Origin of the sequence: Shewanella maritima, from assembly GCF_043643735.1 — a bacterium.
GTDB lineage: Bacteria > Pseudomonadota > Gammaproteobacteria > Enterobacterales > Shewanellaceae > Shewanella > Shewanella maritima_A.
In genome coordinates this window covers 219,890-235,857 of the sequence record NZ_JBHZSM010000001.1, presented here as the reverse complement: position 1 = coordinate 235,857, position 15,968 = coordinate 219,890, and the positions used below count along the sequence as shown (strand labels likewise).

13 protein-coding genes are annotated in these 15,968 nt (G+C 41.7%); 7 read left to right on the top strand and 6 right to left on the bottom strand.

Annotated elements, in window-relative coordinates; all coding sequences use genetic code 11:
- Positions 1-14 precede the first annotated feature (14 nt).
- The gene (locus ACHUGF_RS00995) at positions 15-326 is read right to left on the bottom strand and encodes an EscU/YscU/HrcU family type III secretion system export apparatus switch protein (RefSeq protein ID WP_394128904.1); all 312 of its coding nucleotides are present in this window, start codon (positions 324-326) and stop codon (positions 15-17) included.
- 9 nt (positions 327-335) lie between these two features.
- Positions 336-2,708 (bottom strand): hypothetical protein, encoded by a 2,373-nt coding sequence (locus tag ACHUGF_RS00990; protein ID WP_394128903.1) that lies wholly within the window; start codon positions 2,706-2,708, stop codon positions 336-338.
- A 344-nt stretch (positions 2,709-3,052) separates the two neighbouring features.
- Here ACHUGF_RS00990 and ACHUGF_RS00985 point away from each other — a divergent pair, with 344 nt between their 5' ends.
- Positions 3,053-3,979 (top strand): MlaA family lipoprotein, encoded by a 927-nt coding sequence (locus ACHUGF_RS00985; RefSeq protein ID WP_394128902.1) that lies wholly within the window; start codon positions 3,053-3,055, stop codon positions 3,977-3,979.
- Between the two features lie 37 nt (positions 3,980-4,016).
- Positions 4,017-5,138: a response regulator gene (locus ACHUGF_RS00980; RefSeq protein ID WP_394128901.1), complete on the top strand. Its 1,122-nt coding sequence runs from the start codon at positions 4,017-4,019 to the stop codon at positions 5,136-5,138.
- Positions 5,139-5,362: 224 nt separating this feature from the next.
- On the opposite strand, the gene ACHUGF_RS00975 is transcribed toward ACHUGF_RS00980, so the two are convergent.
- Positions 5,363-6,841 (bottom strand): peptide MFS transporter, encoded by a 1,479-nt coding sequence (locus ACHUGF_RS00975; protein ID WP_394128900.1) that lies wholly within the window; start codon positions 6,839-6,841, stop codon positions 5,363-5,365.
- Between the two features lie 554 nt (positions 6,842-7,395).
- On the opposite strand from ACHUGF_RS00975, the gene ACHUGF_RS00970 reads away from it, so the two are divergent.
- The 3 genes from ACHUGF_RS00970 (at position 7,396) to ltaE (ending at position 10,080) form a co-directional block, all read left to right on the top strand.
- A complete protein-coding gene (locus ACHUGF_RS00970) occupies positions 7,396-8,055 on the top strand; it encodes an OmpA family protein (protein WP_394128899.1) in 660 nt (219 codons plus the stop codon).
- A 26-nt stretch (positions 8,056-8,081) separates the two neighbouring features.
- Positions 8,082-8,906, top strand: coding sequence for a mechanosensitive ion channel domain-containing protein (locus ACHUGF_RS00965; protein WP_394128898.1), 825 nt, complete (start codon positions 8,082-8,084; stop codon positions 8,904-8,906).
- 148 nt (positions 8,907-9,054) lie between these two features.
- Positions 9,055-10,080: a low-specificity L-threonine aldolase gene (ltaE, locus tag ACHUGF_RS00960; RefSeq protein WP_394128897.1), complete on the top strand. Its 1,026-nt coding sequence runs from the start codon at positions 9,055-9,057 to the stop codon at positions 10,078-10,080.
- A gap of 147 nt (positions 10,081-10,227) precedes the next feature.
- On the opposite strand, the gene ACHUGF_RS00955 is transcribed toward ltaE, so the two are convergent.
- The 3 genes from ACHUGF_RS00955 to ACHUGF_RS00945 all read right to left on the bottom strand — a co-directional run bounded on the left by ACHUGF_RS00955 (position 10,228) and on the right by ACHUGF_RS00945 (position 13,257).
- Positions 10,228-10,593 carry a cytoplasmic protein gene (locus ACHUGF_RS00955; RefSeq protein WP_394128896.1) on the bottom strand — a complete coding sequence of 122 codons (366 nt, stop codon included), beginning with the start codon at positions 10,591-10,593 and terminating at the stop codon, positions 10,228-10,230.
- Positions 10,594-11,029: 436 nt separating this feature from the next.
- A complete protein-coding gene (yiaY, locus tag ACHUGF_RS00950) occupies positions 11,030-12,178 on the bottom strand; it encodes an L-threonine dehydrogenase (protein WP_394128895.1) in 1,149 nt (382 codons plus the stop codon).
- Positions 12,179-12,624: 446 nt separating this feature from the next.
- Positions 12,625-13,257, bottom strand: a complete 633-nt coding sequence (locus tag ACHUGF_RS00945; protein ID WP_394128894.1) for a peptidylprolyl isomerase — start codon at positions 13,255-13,257, stop codon at positions 12,625-12,627.
- 230 nt (positions 13,258-13,487) lie between these two features.
- Here ACHUGF_RS00945 and ACHUGF_RS00940 point away from each other — a divergent pair, with 230 nt between their 5' ends.
- On the top strand, positions 13,488-14,768 hold the full coding sequence (locus ACHUGF_RS00940) for a DEAD/DEAH box helicase (protein ID WP_394128893.1): 1,281 nt from the start codon (positions 13,488-13,490) through the stop codon (positions 14,766-14,768).
- A gap of 58 nt (positions 14,769-14,826) precedes the next feature.
- A complete protein-coding gene (locus tag ACHUGF_RS00935; protein WP_394128892.1) occupies positions 14,827-15,930 on the top strand; it encodes a CobW family GTP-binding protein in 1,104 nt (367 codons plus the stop codon).
- Positions 15,931-15,968 lie beyond the last annotated feature (38 nt).

The following is a 15,968-nucleotide window of genomic DNA, read 5'->3' as shown; positions in this document are numbered from 1 at the left end:
TAGTCATACATGACCTACACCTGCTCAACAATTCTTTGATGTAGGTTATTCCATTGTTCTGGAAACTTACCTTCAAGCATGTAAACAAAAGCAATGATCTCTGCAATGAGTAAATACAACTCTTTGGGAATATCTTCACCTAGCTCAAGGAGTTGCAAGAACTCACTCAAATGCGGATCTTGATGGATATGGATCCCCGCTTCTTTAGCTAACGAGATGATTTCTTCCGCCAATAACCCTTCACCTTTTGCTGTGACTTTCGGGGCGGCTTTACCATCGAAACTGAGGGCGACAGCTTGTTTTGTTCTCGGTTTTTCAGGTTGCATAGTTAGCCTTTAAGCATGGGTCTTTACTAAAAAGTGGTCGCCTGGCAGCAAGGTGGCAGGAATGGATTTGATTTGCGTAGTAAATTGGCCTGCTTCAAATCCGATGGCCGTAATTTTGTCCATTAATGCTTGCTGATGTTGTTGCACTTTGTCTAAGGTCGATTGATTATTTCCCTGTACAGTCAGATCAAGCTTATCGCCATGTTTATGGGCAATCACAATCATTGCTCCTTGTGCAATGTTGAACTTTAATTGTAGCCGCCAACCTTTGCGCTGCCCTTGCTCATCTTCTTCATGTTCAAACTTGCCTTCGAACTGTTCTTGTTTTTGATTGACCGTATATGGCATCGCAAAGAACCAGGCATTCTGGCTGGGATCACTACTGGCTTGCTGGTATAAGCTAAAACCATTACCCACTTGTGAGACCGTTTCTAACGAACCGGCCTTGTCTAGTCCTGTAAGCAGTTGAGTTGAGTTGGCTACTCTTGTTCCTAGTTGCTGTTGCAGTCGTTGAATATGCGCACTGAGTTTAGCGGATAGCTTAGCGTTGATTGATTGTGCCCGCACACCTAGGAGTAACTGAAATAAAGTTGTGATAGCACTGCCTGAGACAAGCGGTATTTGGCTTGATGTTGACTGTGGTTGAGCAAGTTGCATCGCGGCAAGACCAAGTAACTCTGATTTCAGTACTGAAGGTTCGGCGAGGCTTGATAAGGGCTGAGCCCCTAATTGCGGTAAAAGTTTCAATAACTCACTGGCCAAACTGACCTTTACACTTGGTGCGGTCGTTATTTCTTTTGGTATTGCACCAGCTTTGTCGAGTGCTTTTTGCAGTACATCTATCGGCGCAGTGTTTGATTGTGTTGTTGGACTCGTTGATTGCTTGGAATGAACGCTACTTGGTAAAAGAATATTATTACTCGTTTGTTGAGTCAGATTACCTTTAAGTTTATCCGTCGTTTGCTTTGCAACATCGATGGCTTGTTGAGTGCTCAAAGCTGTTTGCTGTTTAATAGGTTGTGAAGCCTGTGCTTCAGCAGATACTTTTGCAAGTTTTGCCTGAGCAATAGTAGATTCTGATTTTGGCTGTACAGGTACAGTGCCATCTGGGCGTTTTGCATTAGTCGATAAGACGTTTTGAATACTGCTATTAACCGCTGATAGTTTGGCTTTATTGTCCAAAGGAGCTGTAGGTTGCCCTAGTTTTGGATCGACGGTAGTACCAGTGCTTTGCTTATTAGTCAGCGGTGTCTCTTTTGTCTGCTGGGGTTGAGTCAAAGGGGTTTTATCAAGCTTTTGCATCATTTGAGCCATTAACTGAGCAGGCTCATGCTTAGATATCACTATATCGACTTGTGATGCTGTAGCCGTCAGGGGCGACCTTGGTGTTAATTGTACGGACAAATCTGCTTTTATTGGAGTGAGCTGCAGTGATAATGACTTATTCGAGATGACGACTTTCGCTAAATAATCGCCACTAGGCAACTGTGTTTGTGGATTAAGCTTAATACTCGCTCCCTGAGCAAAAGTAAGATGCTTGCCTTCTACATTGGCAACGGGCAATGGGTAGCCTTGAGGCCTTGATGCAAGTTGAGCTAGTTGTTGTTGAGAAACACCATTTTGTTGGGCTAGAGATTGTAACGACTCTGGCAGTTTTATGATGATTGCTTGAGCAAGTAACAACACCTGACTGCTTATCTGATTTGCTGCCTTTATATTAGCACTGCCCGATTGCGCTTTGGCATGATTTGAATTCGACTGCGATAGCGAAGTGCTCACTAATGACTGTTTAGCTGCGTGATTGAGCACTTGTTGTGCCTGATGCTGACTCAAAACAACTTCACTGGCATTGAGCAATTGTGAGCGTTGCTGCGTAGAAAGGTGAGCTGGAAGTGTTAAGTCAAAAACTTGCCCCTTTACTGTAAGTTGTATGACAGAGGTCTGGCTTTGAGAAACCGAAGGTTTTGGTGGTCTAGAGACTTGTGTGACGTTTGCCTGTATAAGATTGCTGGCTTGTTTATCAAGTGCAGCCAGTCGTTGCTCTGGTGAAGTCACACTTACCTTACCAGTTTGATTGACACTTTGTTGCCCTGATGTTTCAGGGGGATTTGGGTTTACTTGTTGGCTCGCCCCCTTTGCTTGTGAAGCCGTTGTTGGCGTTGCACTATTATTTGAGGAAACTTGCGATTTTGCCCCTTGAAGTTGTTCTACTTGTTGCTGTGTAGGGCGAGAGTCAGGGGATGGAGAGGCATTTAACGGCTCACCTTTTGGCGCAGCAGTCATTATCTTGCCTAGGTTTGATTGAGGCGCAGGCCTAGCACTGCTGCCAGATGCAACAGTTTCGGGTTTGAGTCGTGTTGAAGGTGGGTTAGATCCCGTCATAGTTACTTATCGCCGCGACATTCATCTCGCAGTTAGTTAAATTACAGTCTAAAAACTGTTTTGCTACAAATATTTATATTATTTTACAAATATTAATTTGAGCCACCTTTGTTTACAGGTATCCTATGCGAAAGAAGTGGCATGGATTAGCTAAATGTACTCAATCGTTTTGGCTAATTTGAAAATCTACTGTGCCACTTATATCGACTTATAAAATAAATGCTTTAATAAAAACAAGACTAACATGCAGTTTATTGTGTAAGTATATGCACTGCACCTATTTTAGATTTTTTAGGTTCAGTGCTAATTGATTTTATGTTGTTTAGCATTTTTAAGAGACCGATATGAAGTATGTATGGATGTTACTTCCCCTCGTCACTTTGAGTGACTATGCCTTTGCCAGTATGGCAAGTAGCAAAACTGTGCCTTATAGCGAACACACTTTGGATGTGTTTGCTTATGAATCAGTCACATTAGTAGATCACCACACTGATTTCGACACTTTTTCCCCTGCCAAAGATGAAACGGCGGTTCGCTCAGATCCCCTCAATGATGACACTAATGATAACGTTAGTGATGAGCAACCAGCGCCTGTTGAAATTCGTTATCATGACGACAGGGACCCGTTTGAAGGCTTCAACAGAGCCATGTGGGACTTCAATTATCTATTTTTGGATAAATATTTTTTTAGACCCATTGCCCATGGTTACCAAGATTATGTCCCGCTGCCAATGAAAACGGGAGTGAATAATTTTGTGCTTAATTTTGAAGAGCCTAGCTCGCTAGTGAATAATGCTTTGCAAGGAAAATGGGGCTGGGCTGCTAACGCTGGTGGTCGCTTCACAATCAATACAACCCTAGGCATACTGGGGGTAATTGATATTGCCGACATGATGGGCATGCCTAGAAAACATGATGATTTCAATGAGGTTTTAGGATATTACGGCGTACCAAATGGCCCATATTTTATGGCACCATTCCTTGGCCCCTATGTCACCAGAGAATTCACGACAGATTGGGTAGATGGTCTATACTTCCCTTTATCCGAGTTTACGTTTTGGCAATCCTTACTCAAATGGGGTTTAAAAAACCTGCATGCTAGAGCGTCGGCAATTGATCAAGAAAGATTATTAGATAATGCGCTCGATCCATATACTTTTGTAAAAGAGGCATATTTTCAGCACATGGACTACAAGGTCTATGACGGTAATGTGCCCACTAATTATGAAGAAGATGAATTACTCGACGAGTTTTTGGACGAGCTAGATTAGCCTGATACAACCTCAGGCTTAGGTCTGGGAGTTGTTTATGGCGCTAACAGATGTTGCTGTACTTTTAGTGGAAGATGACCCTGTATTTCGCCAGTTAGTCGCTGATTTTTTATCTTCTCAAGGAGCATCAGTTAAACAGGCTTGCGATGGCAAGCAAGGGGTAAAGTTGTTTACCCAAACTCATTATGATGTGGTTATTGCGGATCTAGCTATGCCTGAACTTGATGGTTTGGGCATGCTCAGAGCCATGGTCGATATTGACCCAACCGTCCCATCTATTGTGATCTCAGGTAATAATGCCATGTCTGATGTGGTAGAGGCATTACGTATTGGCGCGATTGACTATCTCGTTAAGCCTGTGCCTGATTTATACATTATTGAGCAAGCTGTTCATCAAGCGATTATTAGTGCAAAACAAACGGTTAATGCCAGTGTGGTGCAGCAAAGCTCAGATCTCATTGAGATGTCTTACCAAGAGCTGACTGATAACCTCAGGTTACTTGAGCAAAGTAATGAAGCTGCAAAAAGTGTACAGCAGCAATTATTTCCTACATCTTCAATATCTTACCCCCAAGCACAGGTTTGCTATAGCCTGTACAAAAACAGTGATGTTAGTGCGTATTTTATTGATTCTGCCATGGTTGGAGATGAACACCTTATTTTTTATATGGCTCACTTCCTCCCCGAAGATAACAGTGCAGCATTTGGTTGTGCGTTACTTCGAAGTTTTGTGAATCAACAACTTAAGTTATTTCGTAACAATCAAAGTGAAAAACTATTACGCCCCGTTGAAATGCTGACATATATCAATGAGCGCCTCACTAGCTCCGGACTACATATTTTAATGGACATTGTGTTTGTCTGTGTCGAGCTAGCACAGTTTCGAGTCAGTATTGCGCAGTCAGGCAAAGGCTTACGGTGCTATTTACGTAATGCCCAGGGATTAGCGCCTCTCGCGATTCCTGATACAGATCCTATTGGTTTTCCAACTTGGCAAATGCCAAGTGTGCAATATCGCCATCTGTTGTTGGGAGAGCAATTGTGTATAGGCACATCGCTACCAGAACATAAATATGCGCTATTAAATAACCAATTTGATGGCTTAGTGTTTGATGAGTCTAAAAAAGCAGGCGGCTTTATACAACTTGAATGTAGCTAGTTCATATAACAGCTAGTTACCCACTGCAACTTCCCTAAACTTATTAAAGCAGATGCTTAAAATTGAAAGTGGAGAAAGGGAAGAGGATAGGGGAGTGAGACTCTATTCATTCTTGATTTTTTTAATTAAACTTCAATCACAGGCTAGTTAATCGTTATATTTGCTATTTTCATAAGGCAAAAAAAATCCCCAATATTTGGGGATTTTTTTTTCATCACACAATATTAGTGATTAGTTTTAATTGCTTCATGCTCAGCAGTCACGGCAATTTCTTCATTTAACGCTTCTTCTTCTGTTTCATGGTTATCGCCTTCAGCGCCATGCATCCAGTCAACAAGCTTGTCAGCCATGAAATAAAGAATAATACCTGCAACAGCTGAAGTAATAGCGATACCCGCGAAGATAGCCATTGCGTTTGCTAGTTGTTCTTCTTTAGCACCACCGTGACCAATGAATGAACCTACAATACCACCCACTTTGTTCGCGATTGCAATAAATAGGAACCATGCACCCATCATTAGCGAGGCGATACGTAGAGGAGCAAGTTTTGTCACCATTGAAAGACCAATTGGTGATAAACATAGTTCACCCATCGTATGGAAGAAATACGCACCTACAAGCCACCACATGCTTGATTTAGCATTTGCATCGCCGCCCATTTCTAGTACAGCACCAATCATGAATAGGAAACCAATACCGAGTAGAACAAGGCCTAAAGCAAATTTCACCGGTGAGTTTGGCTCATTTTTTCCTAAACGAACCCAGATTGACGCAATTACTGGAGCAAAAATAACAATGAACATTGCGTTCAAAGATTGGAACCATGTCGTAGGGACTTCCCAGCTACCAATCATGCGGTCAGTAAAGTCATTGGTGAATAGGTTCATTAGGCCACCGGCTTGCTCGAAGCCAGCCCAGAAGATAATGGTAAATAAACCCATAACCATGATTACTTTGATACGGTCACGTTCTATTTTTGTGAGAGGCTCTTTACGAACTTCACCTTTACTTTCATTCTTTTCTCGCTCAAGTTTCGCAGCTGGCACTACACCGATGTCGCCTAAGAGTCTCTGAGCAAATACAAATTGAATGATGAGAGATAGCACCATACCGATACCGGCACATAGGAAGCCCATTTGGAAGTTGCCATCATAGGCAGCAACAACAGAACCAACAATAATACCTGAAAGGAATGCACCTACGTTGATACCCATGTAAAAGATAGTAAATGCACCATCACGACGGTGATCACCTTCTTCATATAAATCACCCACCATGGTAGAAATATTCGGCTTAAATAGACCGTTACCAATAATCAAGGTGAATAAACCAACATAGAACATGGTTGTTTCCGCACCAGGGATCCAACTGTGGGGTAAAGCAAGTAAGAATTGACCCGCAGCCATTAATGCGCCACCAATCATGATAGCTTTACGTTGTCCAAGGTAGTTATCAGCTAACCAACCACCAATCAGCGGGGTTAAATAGACAAGACCAGTAAATGTACCGTAAAGAGAGATGGCGTCAGCTTGAGTCCAACCTAGACCGTGTCCGCCTTCAGATTGTACTTTATCAACCAAATAAAGTACCAAGATTGCGCGCATAGCATAGTAACTAAAACGCTCCCAAAGTTCTGTTGTAAACAGAAGGAACAACCCTTTCGGATGGCCGAGCATCGTCCCTGGTGATTTTGCTTCACTCATTAAGTAATCCACCTTAAGCTTGTGATTGCTGTGAAAACTTCACAGAAAAATGATTGTTTGCAAAGTGCGTTTTTATCAAGGTGAGAAATGAGTGAGTAATAATTCAACTCATATCTCAGTTAAAAAGCGCTTATTGTTTATTTTTTATGTAATTTAACTTCAATTCGACACCTTTTCAGCGTCAAACATCAAAAAGTTAACCTTATATACCCTTTTAATAGCGGTAAAGTCAATGTTAGCGGCTGTATTGCGAGAGGTGGGTTTTGTGTGTTGCCTGTTAATTTTTTGCAAATTCGCCCTTTATTTCATTCAGATTAATCCCTATTTAAGTTTGTCTTTAGCTGAATTAATGTTTTTAGGCATTAAGTCGATATAAGTTCATTACCTGCATCACATAAACTATGACCGTTTATTGCTTATATAAGCCTTATTCTTACAAATGTATTTTGCAAAACTGCAACAAATCGTTAAAATATGTCGGGTTTTGTAAAGGGTTTCAGTCAGGTACGTGTGTTCCTAATTTATTGGTGATACCAACATAAGTTGAGGTCTTTATGGTCAAAGTTAGACAGTACTTGTTTGGGAGTGCATTAGTGCTGCTGGTGCAGACTTCTGCGCTTGCGATGCAGTGGACTGACTCTGATGGTGACGGTGTGCCTGACAGTAAAGATGCTTGTCCAGACACTCCCGCAGGTGTGCGAGTGATGGCTAATGGTTGCCAAGACCCAGATGACATTGCTTTAGCTAAACAACTTGCGCAGTCGGCAAAGTCGGCGGTTAACCAGACCGAGATGTCTGAAGATACAGTAGCCGAAGCGGTGGCAAAGTGTCAGAAACTTTCTGATTACTGGACATGTATTAATCGTTTGCTCGTACCCGTGTACTTTCCATTTGGTAGTGCTGATGTATTAGCGACACAAGTACCAAATATTCAACGTTTAACAGACGTGATGGCGCAACTTGATCTTGCTCAGCTCGAAAAGGTCAAACTAACCATTAAAGGCCACACCGATGACATAGGCACTGATGAGGTGAACCAACGTCTATCTTTCGAGCGAGCGCAAGCGGTGCAAAAGCTGGTTGAACAGAAGTTAACCACACAATTTACAATTTCAGTAATTGGCATGAGTAACAAAAAGTCGATATCTAGCAACGCCTCTTCAGAAGGGCGACAAATCAATCGGCGAGTAGAGTTTTATATTTCAGCAGAATGAATCTGCTTACTTAATGGAGTAAGAAAATGGAAAACCTAGAGGGTTTAATGCAAGAAGCGCCCACTTTCGTCATGACATATGGTTTGAAAGTAGTTGCAGCAATTGTCATCTTTATTGTCGGTAAATATTTTGCAGGCGTGTTCAAACGTTTAACTGATAAAGTATTAACCGGTAGAGGTATTGATAAAACTGTTGCTTCATTTGTGGCTAATTTAGTCTGGGGTTTGGTTTTTGTATTTACTGTTATCGCTACACTTGGTCAGGTTGGTGTTCAAACCGCTTCACTGGTTGCTGTAATTGGTGCCGCGGGTTTAGCCGTTGGTTTAGCACTGCAAGGCTCGTTATCTAATTTTGCTGCAGGTGTACTAATGGTTGTCTTCCGCCCATGCAAAGTAGGCGACTTTGTTGAAGCGGCAGGTGTAGCAGGGGTAGTTGATGAAATCACTATTTTCTCTACTAAGCTTCGCACAGGTGACAACAAGACTATCATCGCACCAAATTCAGCAATGATGGACGGTACGATCATTAACTATTCTACTCAAGAAACACGTCGTGTTGATTTAGTCATCGGTGTAGGTTACACCTCTGATATTGCGCAAACCAAGCAAATTATTTCGACTGTGTTAGAGAATAATCAATATGTACTTAAAGACCCAGCGTTTACCGTTGCTTTAGGTGAGCTAGCGGATTGTTCAATCAACTTTGTAGTTCGCCCATGGGTTAAGACTGCTAACTACTGGCCAGCGCATTTTGAATTGTTAGAGCAAATTAAAATTGCCCTAGATGAAGCAAACATTGAGATCCCATTCCCACAAATGGATTTGAATGTAAAAGAGCTTCCAGCTCAGTAAATACATAAGAATTGCGATTAAAAACCAGCTTCGGCTGGTTTTTTTGTGTCCTTGCGATCAACTTTTATGTATTTAACGATTTGACCAAGACACTCGGCGAAACCGCGAGTATGATAAGCTAATTTGTCGGCAACGCATTAGGTAATACATGTTTGATTTTCGAAGTGACACAGTAACTAAACCAACAGCAGCAATGCGTCAAGCCATGGCCAATGCTGAAGTCGGCGATGATGTGTATGGTGATGACCCCAGTGTCAATGCGCTGCAAGAGTATGCTGCAGATACCTTTGGTTTTGATAGTGCCTTATTTGTGAGCTCTGGTACCCAAGCCAATTTATTAGCTTTAATGGCACACTGTGAGCGAGGCGATGAGTACATCTGCGGCCAACAAGCGCACAATTACATGTTTGAAGGTGGTGGAGCGGCAGTTTTAGGCAGTATTCAGCCGCAGCCATTAACTAACCAAGCTGATGGCAGTATTTTACTGTCTGATATTGAAGCGGCGATTAAGCCTGATGACATTCATTTTGCCCATACCAAGTTATTAAGTTTGGAAAATACCATTGGTGGTAAGGTGCTGCCGCAATCTTATTTAGCTGACGCACAGGCATTAGCCTTTAATCGCAACCTTAAAATTCACCTCGATGGTGCCAGAGTTGCTAATGCTGCCGTTGCTCAAGGCGTATCTATCAGCGAAATTACCCAGTACTTTGACTCGGTGTCTATCTGTTTATCTAAGGGCTTATGTGCCCCTGTAGGGTCAATATTATTAGGTGATGAGCGCTTAATTCATAAAGCTAAACGCTGGCGCAAAATGCTCGGTGGCGGTATGCGACAAGCAGGGATATTAGCTGCAGCTGGTCAATTATCGCTGACACAACAAGTTGAACGTTTGGAAGAAGACCATCAACATGCTCAATTGCTTGGTCAACTGATGGCACAGTTACCAGAATTTGATGTGGATATACAACAAGTACAAACCAATATGGTTTTTGCAACAGCAAAGGACTCCATCAATATCAGACAGGTGTGTCAGCAATTAATTGAGAAAGGCTTTCATGTTACTCCGAGTCACTCATTGCGGTTAGTCACTCATGCAGATATTACAGAGCAAGGAATTTATCAGTTTATCGAGGCGCTAAAAAGTGTACTTCAAACGCTAGATAAAGGTTAGGCGTTTTATTTTTCGTACCCATTGAGCCCGATTATGTGCTGAGATAGAAAATACAAAAGGAAGGCAATGGCTTCCTTTTGTTATTTTAAATAATGCCCATTGCCGCTTTAGTGGTTAAGGCAGGGATCGTTTGATGCTTTGTGGAACTCACTCAACTTTTGCGATGCGATTATTATAATCTGTAATGAGGTGCTGTGTGATTTCTTTGGGATCGGCTTCGTTGCAACAGTCATCAAGTAAAATTTTGAAAGTAACCAAGGCGTGGCCATCATTGGGTAACCGGCTACTTTGTACGACAAAGTAAGCATGTTCATTCTCAGCTTTTCTAACAATATAGTTATCGATATCTAAGAATTTACTGCCAGAGTTGTTGTGCCATTTGGTGATGCGGTTTAGTGCAATTTCGCAAGAGTGGTTGATCTCAATATGGTTTAACCAGCTAGCAGGTTTGTCTTTATCTTTGTAATGCGGGCATCTTACTGTGTAGTTGTAGACATGGGTGATTGCTGTCATTTGTTTCTACCTATCTGGATGATCTTGGTTCAATCATAGACCTGAAAATGACAAAGCAACAAGGAATTTACTGATTATTTTAGACTTGTTTAACAGTTATTAATCATTTATATCAAATGCTAATATTTATCGATAAAACCACTTGAATAATGCAAGAAATAAGCGCTAAATGGATAGTTAATTCAGTAATTTGAAATGTAACATTACGCTACTACCTTCCTGGTCTCCAGCAAATAACCTCACTCATTGCGCAAGGTAAATGAACAAAAAAATAGAGCACTCATCAGCACTCTATTTTATGCAGTTTGTATGAACCACTTGTTAACATATGCTCAATTACATCAGTTCTCTAACTCAGACGAATTGAGCAGCTAACAAGCGAGTCATTACCTTTACTCAACGCACGCTTTCTCAAGCAACTTATACTCGAAGCTATTTAAAGTGCATTAGTGAAGATTTGACAGATTTCTTCATGTGTTGCTTGTTGTGGGTTCGTTAGACCACAAGCATCTTTTAAGGCGTTATCAGCTAATGTTGGAATGTCTTCAGCTTTCACGCCAAGCTCAGTTAGGTTTGCTGGAATGTCGATGGCTTTAGAAAGGCTACGGATAGCATCTAAAGCAGCTTCAGCACCTTGTTCGGCCGTTAAGCCAGACACATCAACATCCATAGCTTTGGCAACGTCAGCTAAACGCTGTGGTACAACTTTCGCGTTGTAAGCTTGAACATGAGGCAGCAAGATGGCATTACACACACCATGTGGTAGATCGTAGAATCCACCTAACTGATGCGCCATTGCATGCACATAACCTAAGCTTGCATTGTTGAAAGCCATACCGGCTAAGAATTGTGCGTAAGCCATTTGCTCACGTGCATCAATGTCATCGCCATTTTGTACAGCGTTGATTAGGTTCGCTTGAATAAGTTCAATGGCCTTGATTGCACATGCATCAGTAATTGGGTTAGCAGCAATAGATACATAAGCTTCTACAGCATGAGTTAACGCATCCATGCCTGTTGCCGCTGTTAATGACTTAGGTTTCTCAAGCATTAACTCAGGGTCATTAACTGACAAAATTGGCGTGGTATTTTTATCAACGATGGCCATTTTAATGTGGCGAGCTTCGTCAGTAATAATACAAAAACGCGTCATTTCACTTGCTGTACCTGCTGTGGTGTTGATTGCTACCAGTGGCATTTGAGCTTTGGCCGACACATCCACACCTTCATAATCTTGAATTTTGCCGCCATTTGTCGCAACCAATGCAATACCTTTGGCGCAATCGTGTGGTGAGCCTCCACCAAGTGAAATCACAAAATCACACTGGTTTTGCGCTAACAGTGTTAGGCCTGCTTCAACATTGCCAGTCGTTGGATTAGGTTGCACTCCATCAAAGACCACAGATTCAATGGCATTTGTTTGTAGCTTATCGACTACTTTTGCAACTAAACCAATGTCGACTAATGGCTTGTCGGTGACAACTAATGCTTTGTTGTAGCCTAGTGCCTTAATGTCATTAATCGCTTCTTCAACACTGTTTTGACCAAGGATGTTGACACTTGGAATGAAAAATTTAGCAGCCATGGTATGCCTCTCTATTGTTTCAAATTTAAGATTCTGAAATCACAATATCAGGCATATTAAAGGGGGACTGTGACAGAGGTCTGAAATAATTATGACAACTAACTCTTTGGGAGTATGAATTTCATTAAAATGTTAATGAGATAACAAAAACAAAAAGATTGCTCAGTCGAAGTGTAATATTGGCACAGACAATGATGCCTGAATTGGTGGTTTTTAATCAAACTTAGTCGAATTCATATTTGAATAATTGTATATAGTTCATTAGCTTAAGCTAATGATGAGCGGAAGTCGTTCAAATGCGTTTATTAAAAATAACAGGCGGCGGTGAAGCATACTTTTTCGGGTTACAGAAAAAAATGAGGTCGGTAAATGTTAGAAATGGCTGGCAGTATGAATGTTACTACCAGCACAATGCATGATCACTTGGATTGAGATACAAAGTTATCTTATTCACTCGGGCATGTGGTTGAACTCACTTTATTAATGACAATATCGGTCACTGGTACGTCAGTAAAGGTTACACCATTTTTTATTACGCTATGTGTATTAACCGCATTCATGGTGTCCATAAACTCAATGCCTTGGACGATTTTACCAAATACGGCGTATCCGCCTTGATTCGGGTAATCTAGGTTAGTGTTGTCATGAATGTTAAAGAAAAACTGTGATGTGGCTGAATCAAGTGATTGTGTTCTTGCCATTGCAATAGTGCCACGTTCATTTTTAAGTCCCACACTCGACTCATTTGTAATGGGATCTTGAGTGTCTTTGAATTCCAGTTCAGCGGTCGCACCGCCACCTTGGTTAACGAAGTTGTTAACGATACGGTGGAAAATAGTGCCATCATAAAAGCCTGACTCGGCGTAATCGATAAAGTTGTTACCTGTGATTGGGGTATTAGTTGTATCAATACCGAGTGTTAAATCGCCCATGGTGGTTTCCATGAGGAAACATTGACTGATAACCATTTCAACGGGATCAGGAGTAGGGGTTGGATCTGGAGCTGGGTTACCAGAGTCACTTGAACCGCCGCAAGCAGTTAAACAAGTCACAAATACAACAGGTAATAAATGTTTCATTCTATGCCTTTGATAAATAATTTCGATTCAAACGGTTTGTTATTGTTCAGTTGCGATTTTGTTGGTAACTCTTGTTTGTTTCAAGTCTAATTAACCAAATGCACACTTATAGATACAAGTTGTTACCGTTGCGCCGATTAACTTACTCATTACAACGAATTTAGCGTTTATGTTCTGTAACAGCTTGAGTTAGGGATATAATAACGTTTTATCATTCTGAGTTAGTTACCATGCCATTTTCTGAGTTTTGTTTCCCCCAAGCCCTATGTCAGGCCATTGATGAAGTCGGCTATGTCGCTGCAACACCTATTCAACAGGCCGTTATTCCTTGGGTCATTCAAGGTGAAGATATTTTGGCGAGTGCTGAGACTGGTACGGGCAAAACTGCTGCTTTTGCCTTACCGCTTTTAACAAAGCTTGCTTCGGATGATTTCGAACAACATAGCCTTAAAGTGCTAGTGATGGCTCCTACGCGTGAATTAGTGATTCAAATTCATGAAAGTTTTGAAAAGTATGCCCAGTATTTATCGCTAAAAAGTGTTGCTGTTTATGGTGGGGCGAGTATTAATCCACAGCGAAAATCCCTAGCAAGTGGTGTTGATATTTTGGTGGCAACACCGGGGCGTTTATTCGATATCATTGGCCAATACGGTCTAGATTTGAGCTCGGTAAATCATTTGGTTATTGATGAAGCTGACAGAATGTTAGACATGGGCTTTGTTAGAGATATTGAAAAAGTGCAATCTCTGGTGGCAAAACAGCACCAAACTATGATGTTTTCAGCAACCTACTCTAGTGATGTTGAAGCACTTGCCACACGTATGCTCCAGTCACCGAAAGTGGTGAATGTAAAAAGGCAATCTACTGCGAACACCATTACTCAGAAGGCTTATCTATTAGATAAAAGAAGAAAGGCTGAGTTGTTATCTGAGTTAATCGGGATCCATAACTGGCAGCAATTATTAGTCTTTACCAGTACCAAAGAAACCGCTGAATATTTGATTAAAGAGCTAACTTTAGATGGCATCAAAGCGGCTGTGTTTCATGGTGATAAAACGCAAGGTGCGCGCAATAAAGCCTTGGCTCAGTTTAAAGCGGGTGAGTTGCGCGTATTAGTTGCAACTGATCTTGCTGCTCGTGGTTTAGATATTGAAGCTCTTCCTAGGGTGGTTAACTTTGAACTGCCTGAAGAAAATGAAGATTATGTACATCGCATTGGCCGTACTGGCAGAGCTGGAAAATTGGGTGAGGCTATTTCATTTTTCAGCCCACAAGAGCGAAATAAACTTGCCGAAATCGAAGCATTGATTGGCCAATCAATTCAAGTCGATGTGCCAAAAGGCTATGAGGCTGGCGCACCACTACCTGCGAGATATCGTGAGTTGGTGAGTGAGAAACCTAAGAAAAAGGCATCATTTAAACATGCCGGAAAAAATAAACACTCAAGCTCAAAAGGCAACGGTAAGGTAAAAGCTAAACCAAGTCGTCGAGGCAAATATGCGAAGGGCTAACTTGCCTTTGACGTCAGTTATGATTAGCTTGAATTGATAGCTTGTTTCAGGGAAGACTATGAAGATCTCCACAAAAAAGATTAACGTGAATGTGATCACCGGCTTTTTAGGCGTCGGTAAAACCAGCTTGATTAAAACCTTGTTGCAGCATAAGCCTGATAATGAAACATGGGCGGTGTTGGTGAATGAGTTTGGCCAAGTTGGTATTGATGCCAGCTTAATGAGCGCCAAAGATAAAGCTGCAGGTGAGCTATTAATTAAGCAAGTGCCAGGGGGGTGTTTGTGCTGTGCGGCGGGTTTACCAACTCAAGTGGCAATTAGCCAGCTTATTCAACAAGCAAAACCAGACCGAATATTGATTGAGCCCACAGGGCTTGGACACCCTAAGCAAATCATACAGACGCTTTGCAATGAGTATTTCTCACCTGTGTTACAACTTGACTCTGTTATCACCCTGATAGATGCCACAAAGGTAGCAGATGAGAAATACGCACTTAACGATACCTTTATACAGCAGGCCAGAGTAGCTGATGTTGTGATTGCCAGTAAATCAGAAACCTATGGTGATAATGATTTAAGCTCTCTAAGTGATTGGTTATCAGTCATTGGCGCATTCCCGCAGCACACAATAGCAGGAACACTGCCTCTACAAACCGAAGCGCTAACACAGCTCCAAAACCTTATTTGTCACCCTAGCACCTTTACATCGCGTATTGCAGCTAAACCCATCCAAACTCAGCGAACGAGCTTTGTTGCACCACAAGCGCCTGGATTATTTACCGATAACAACTTGGTTGAACCTACGCTATTGGCTGACATTGACTGGCAAGGTGAGATGATGCAGTACTTTACTCATCAACAGCAAGAATATGTCAGCCACGGATGGGTATTCGCGCCGGAAGTGAGTTTCGGATTTGACCGGTTTATGACATGGGTGAAATCACAGCAACATGCCAATGTGGTTAGGCTCAAGGGCGCGGTGATAACTTATGATGGTATTTTAGGTGTAAATTGGGTTGACAGTGATTTGTGCTTGAGTGAGCTAGATGAAACCTTTGATTCACGTGTCGAAATTATTGTTAATGAGTCGAACCCTTGCGCGCAACCATTTGATAAAGCACAAGTCGAACAAGCACTGCTTGGGTGTATCGGTGGTCATTAATTCGCTGTTTATTGTTCGTAATATCGTTTGAGTTAGTT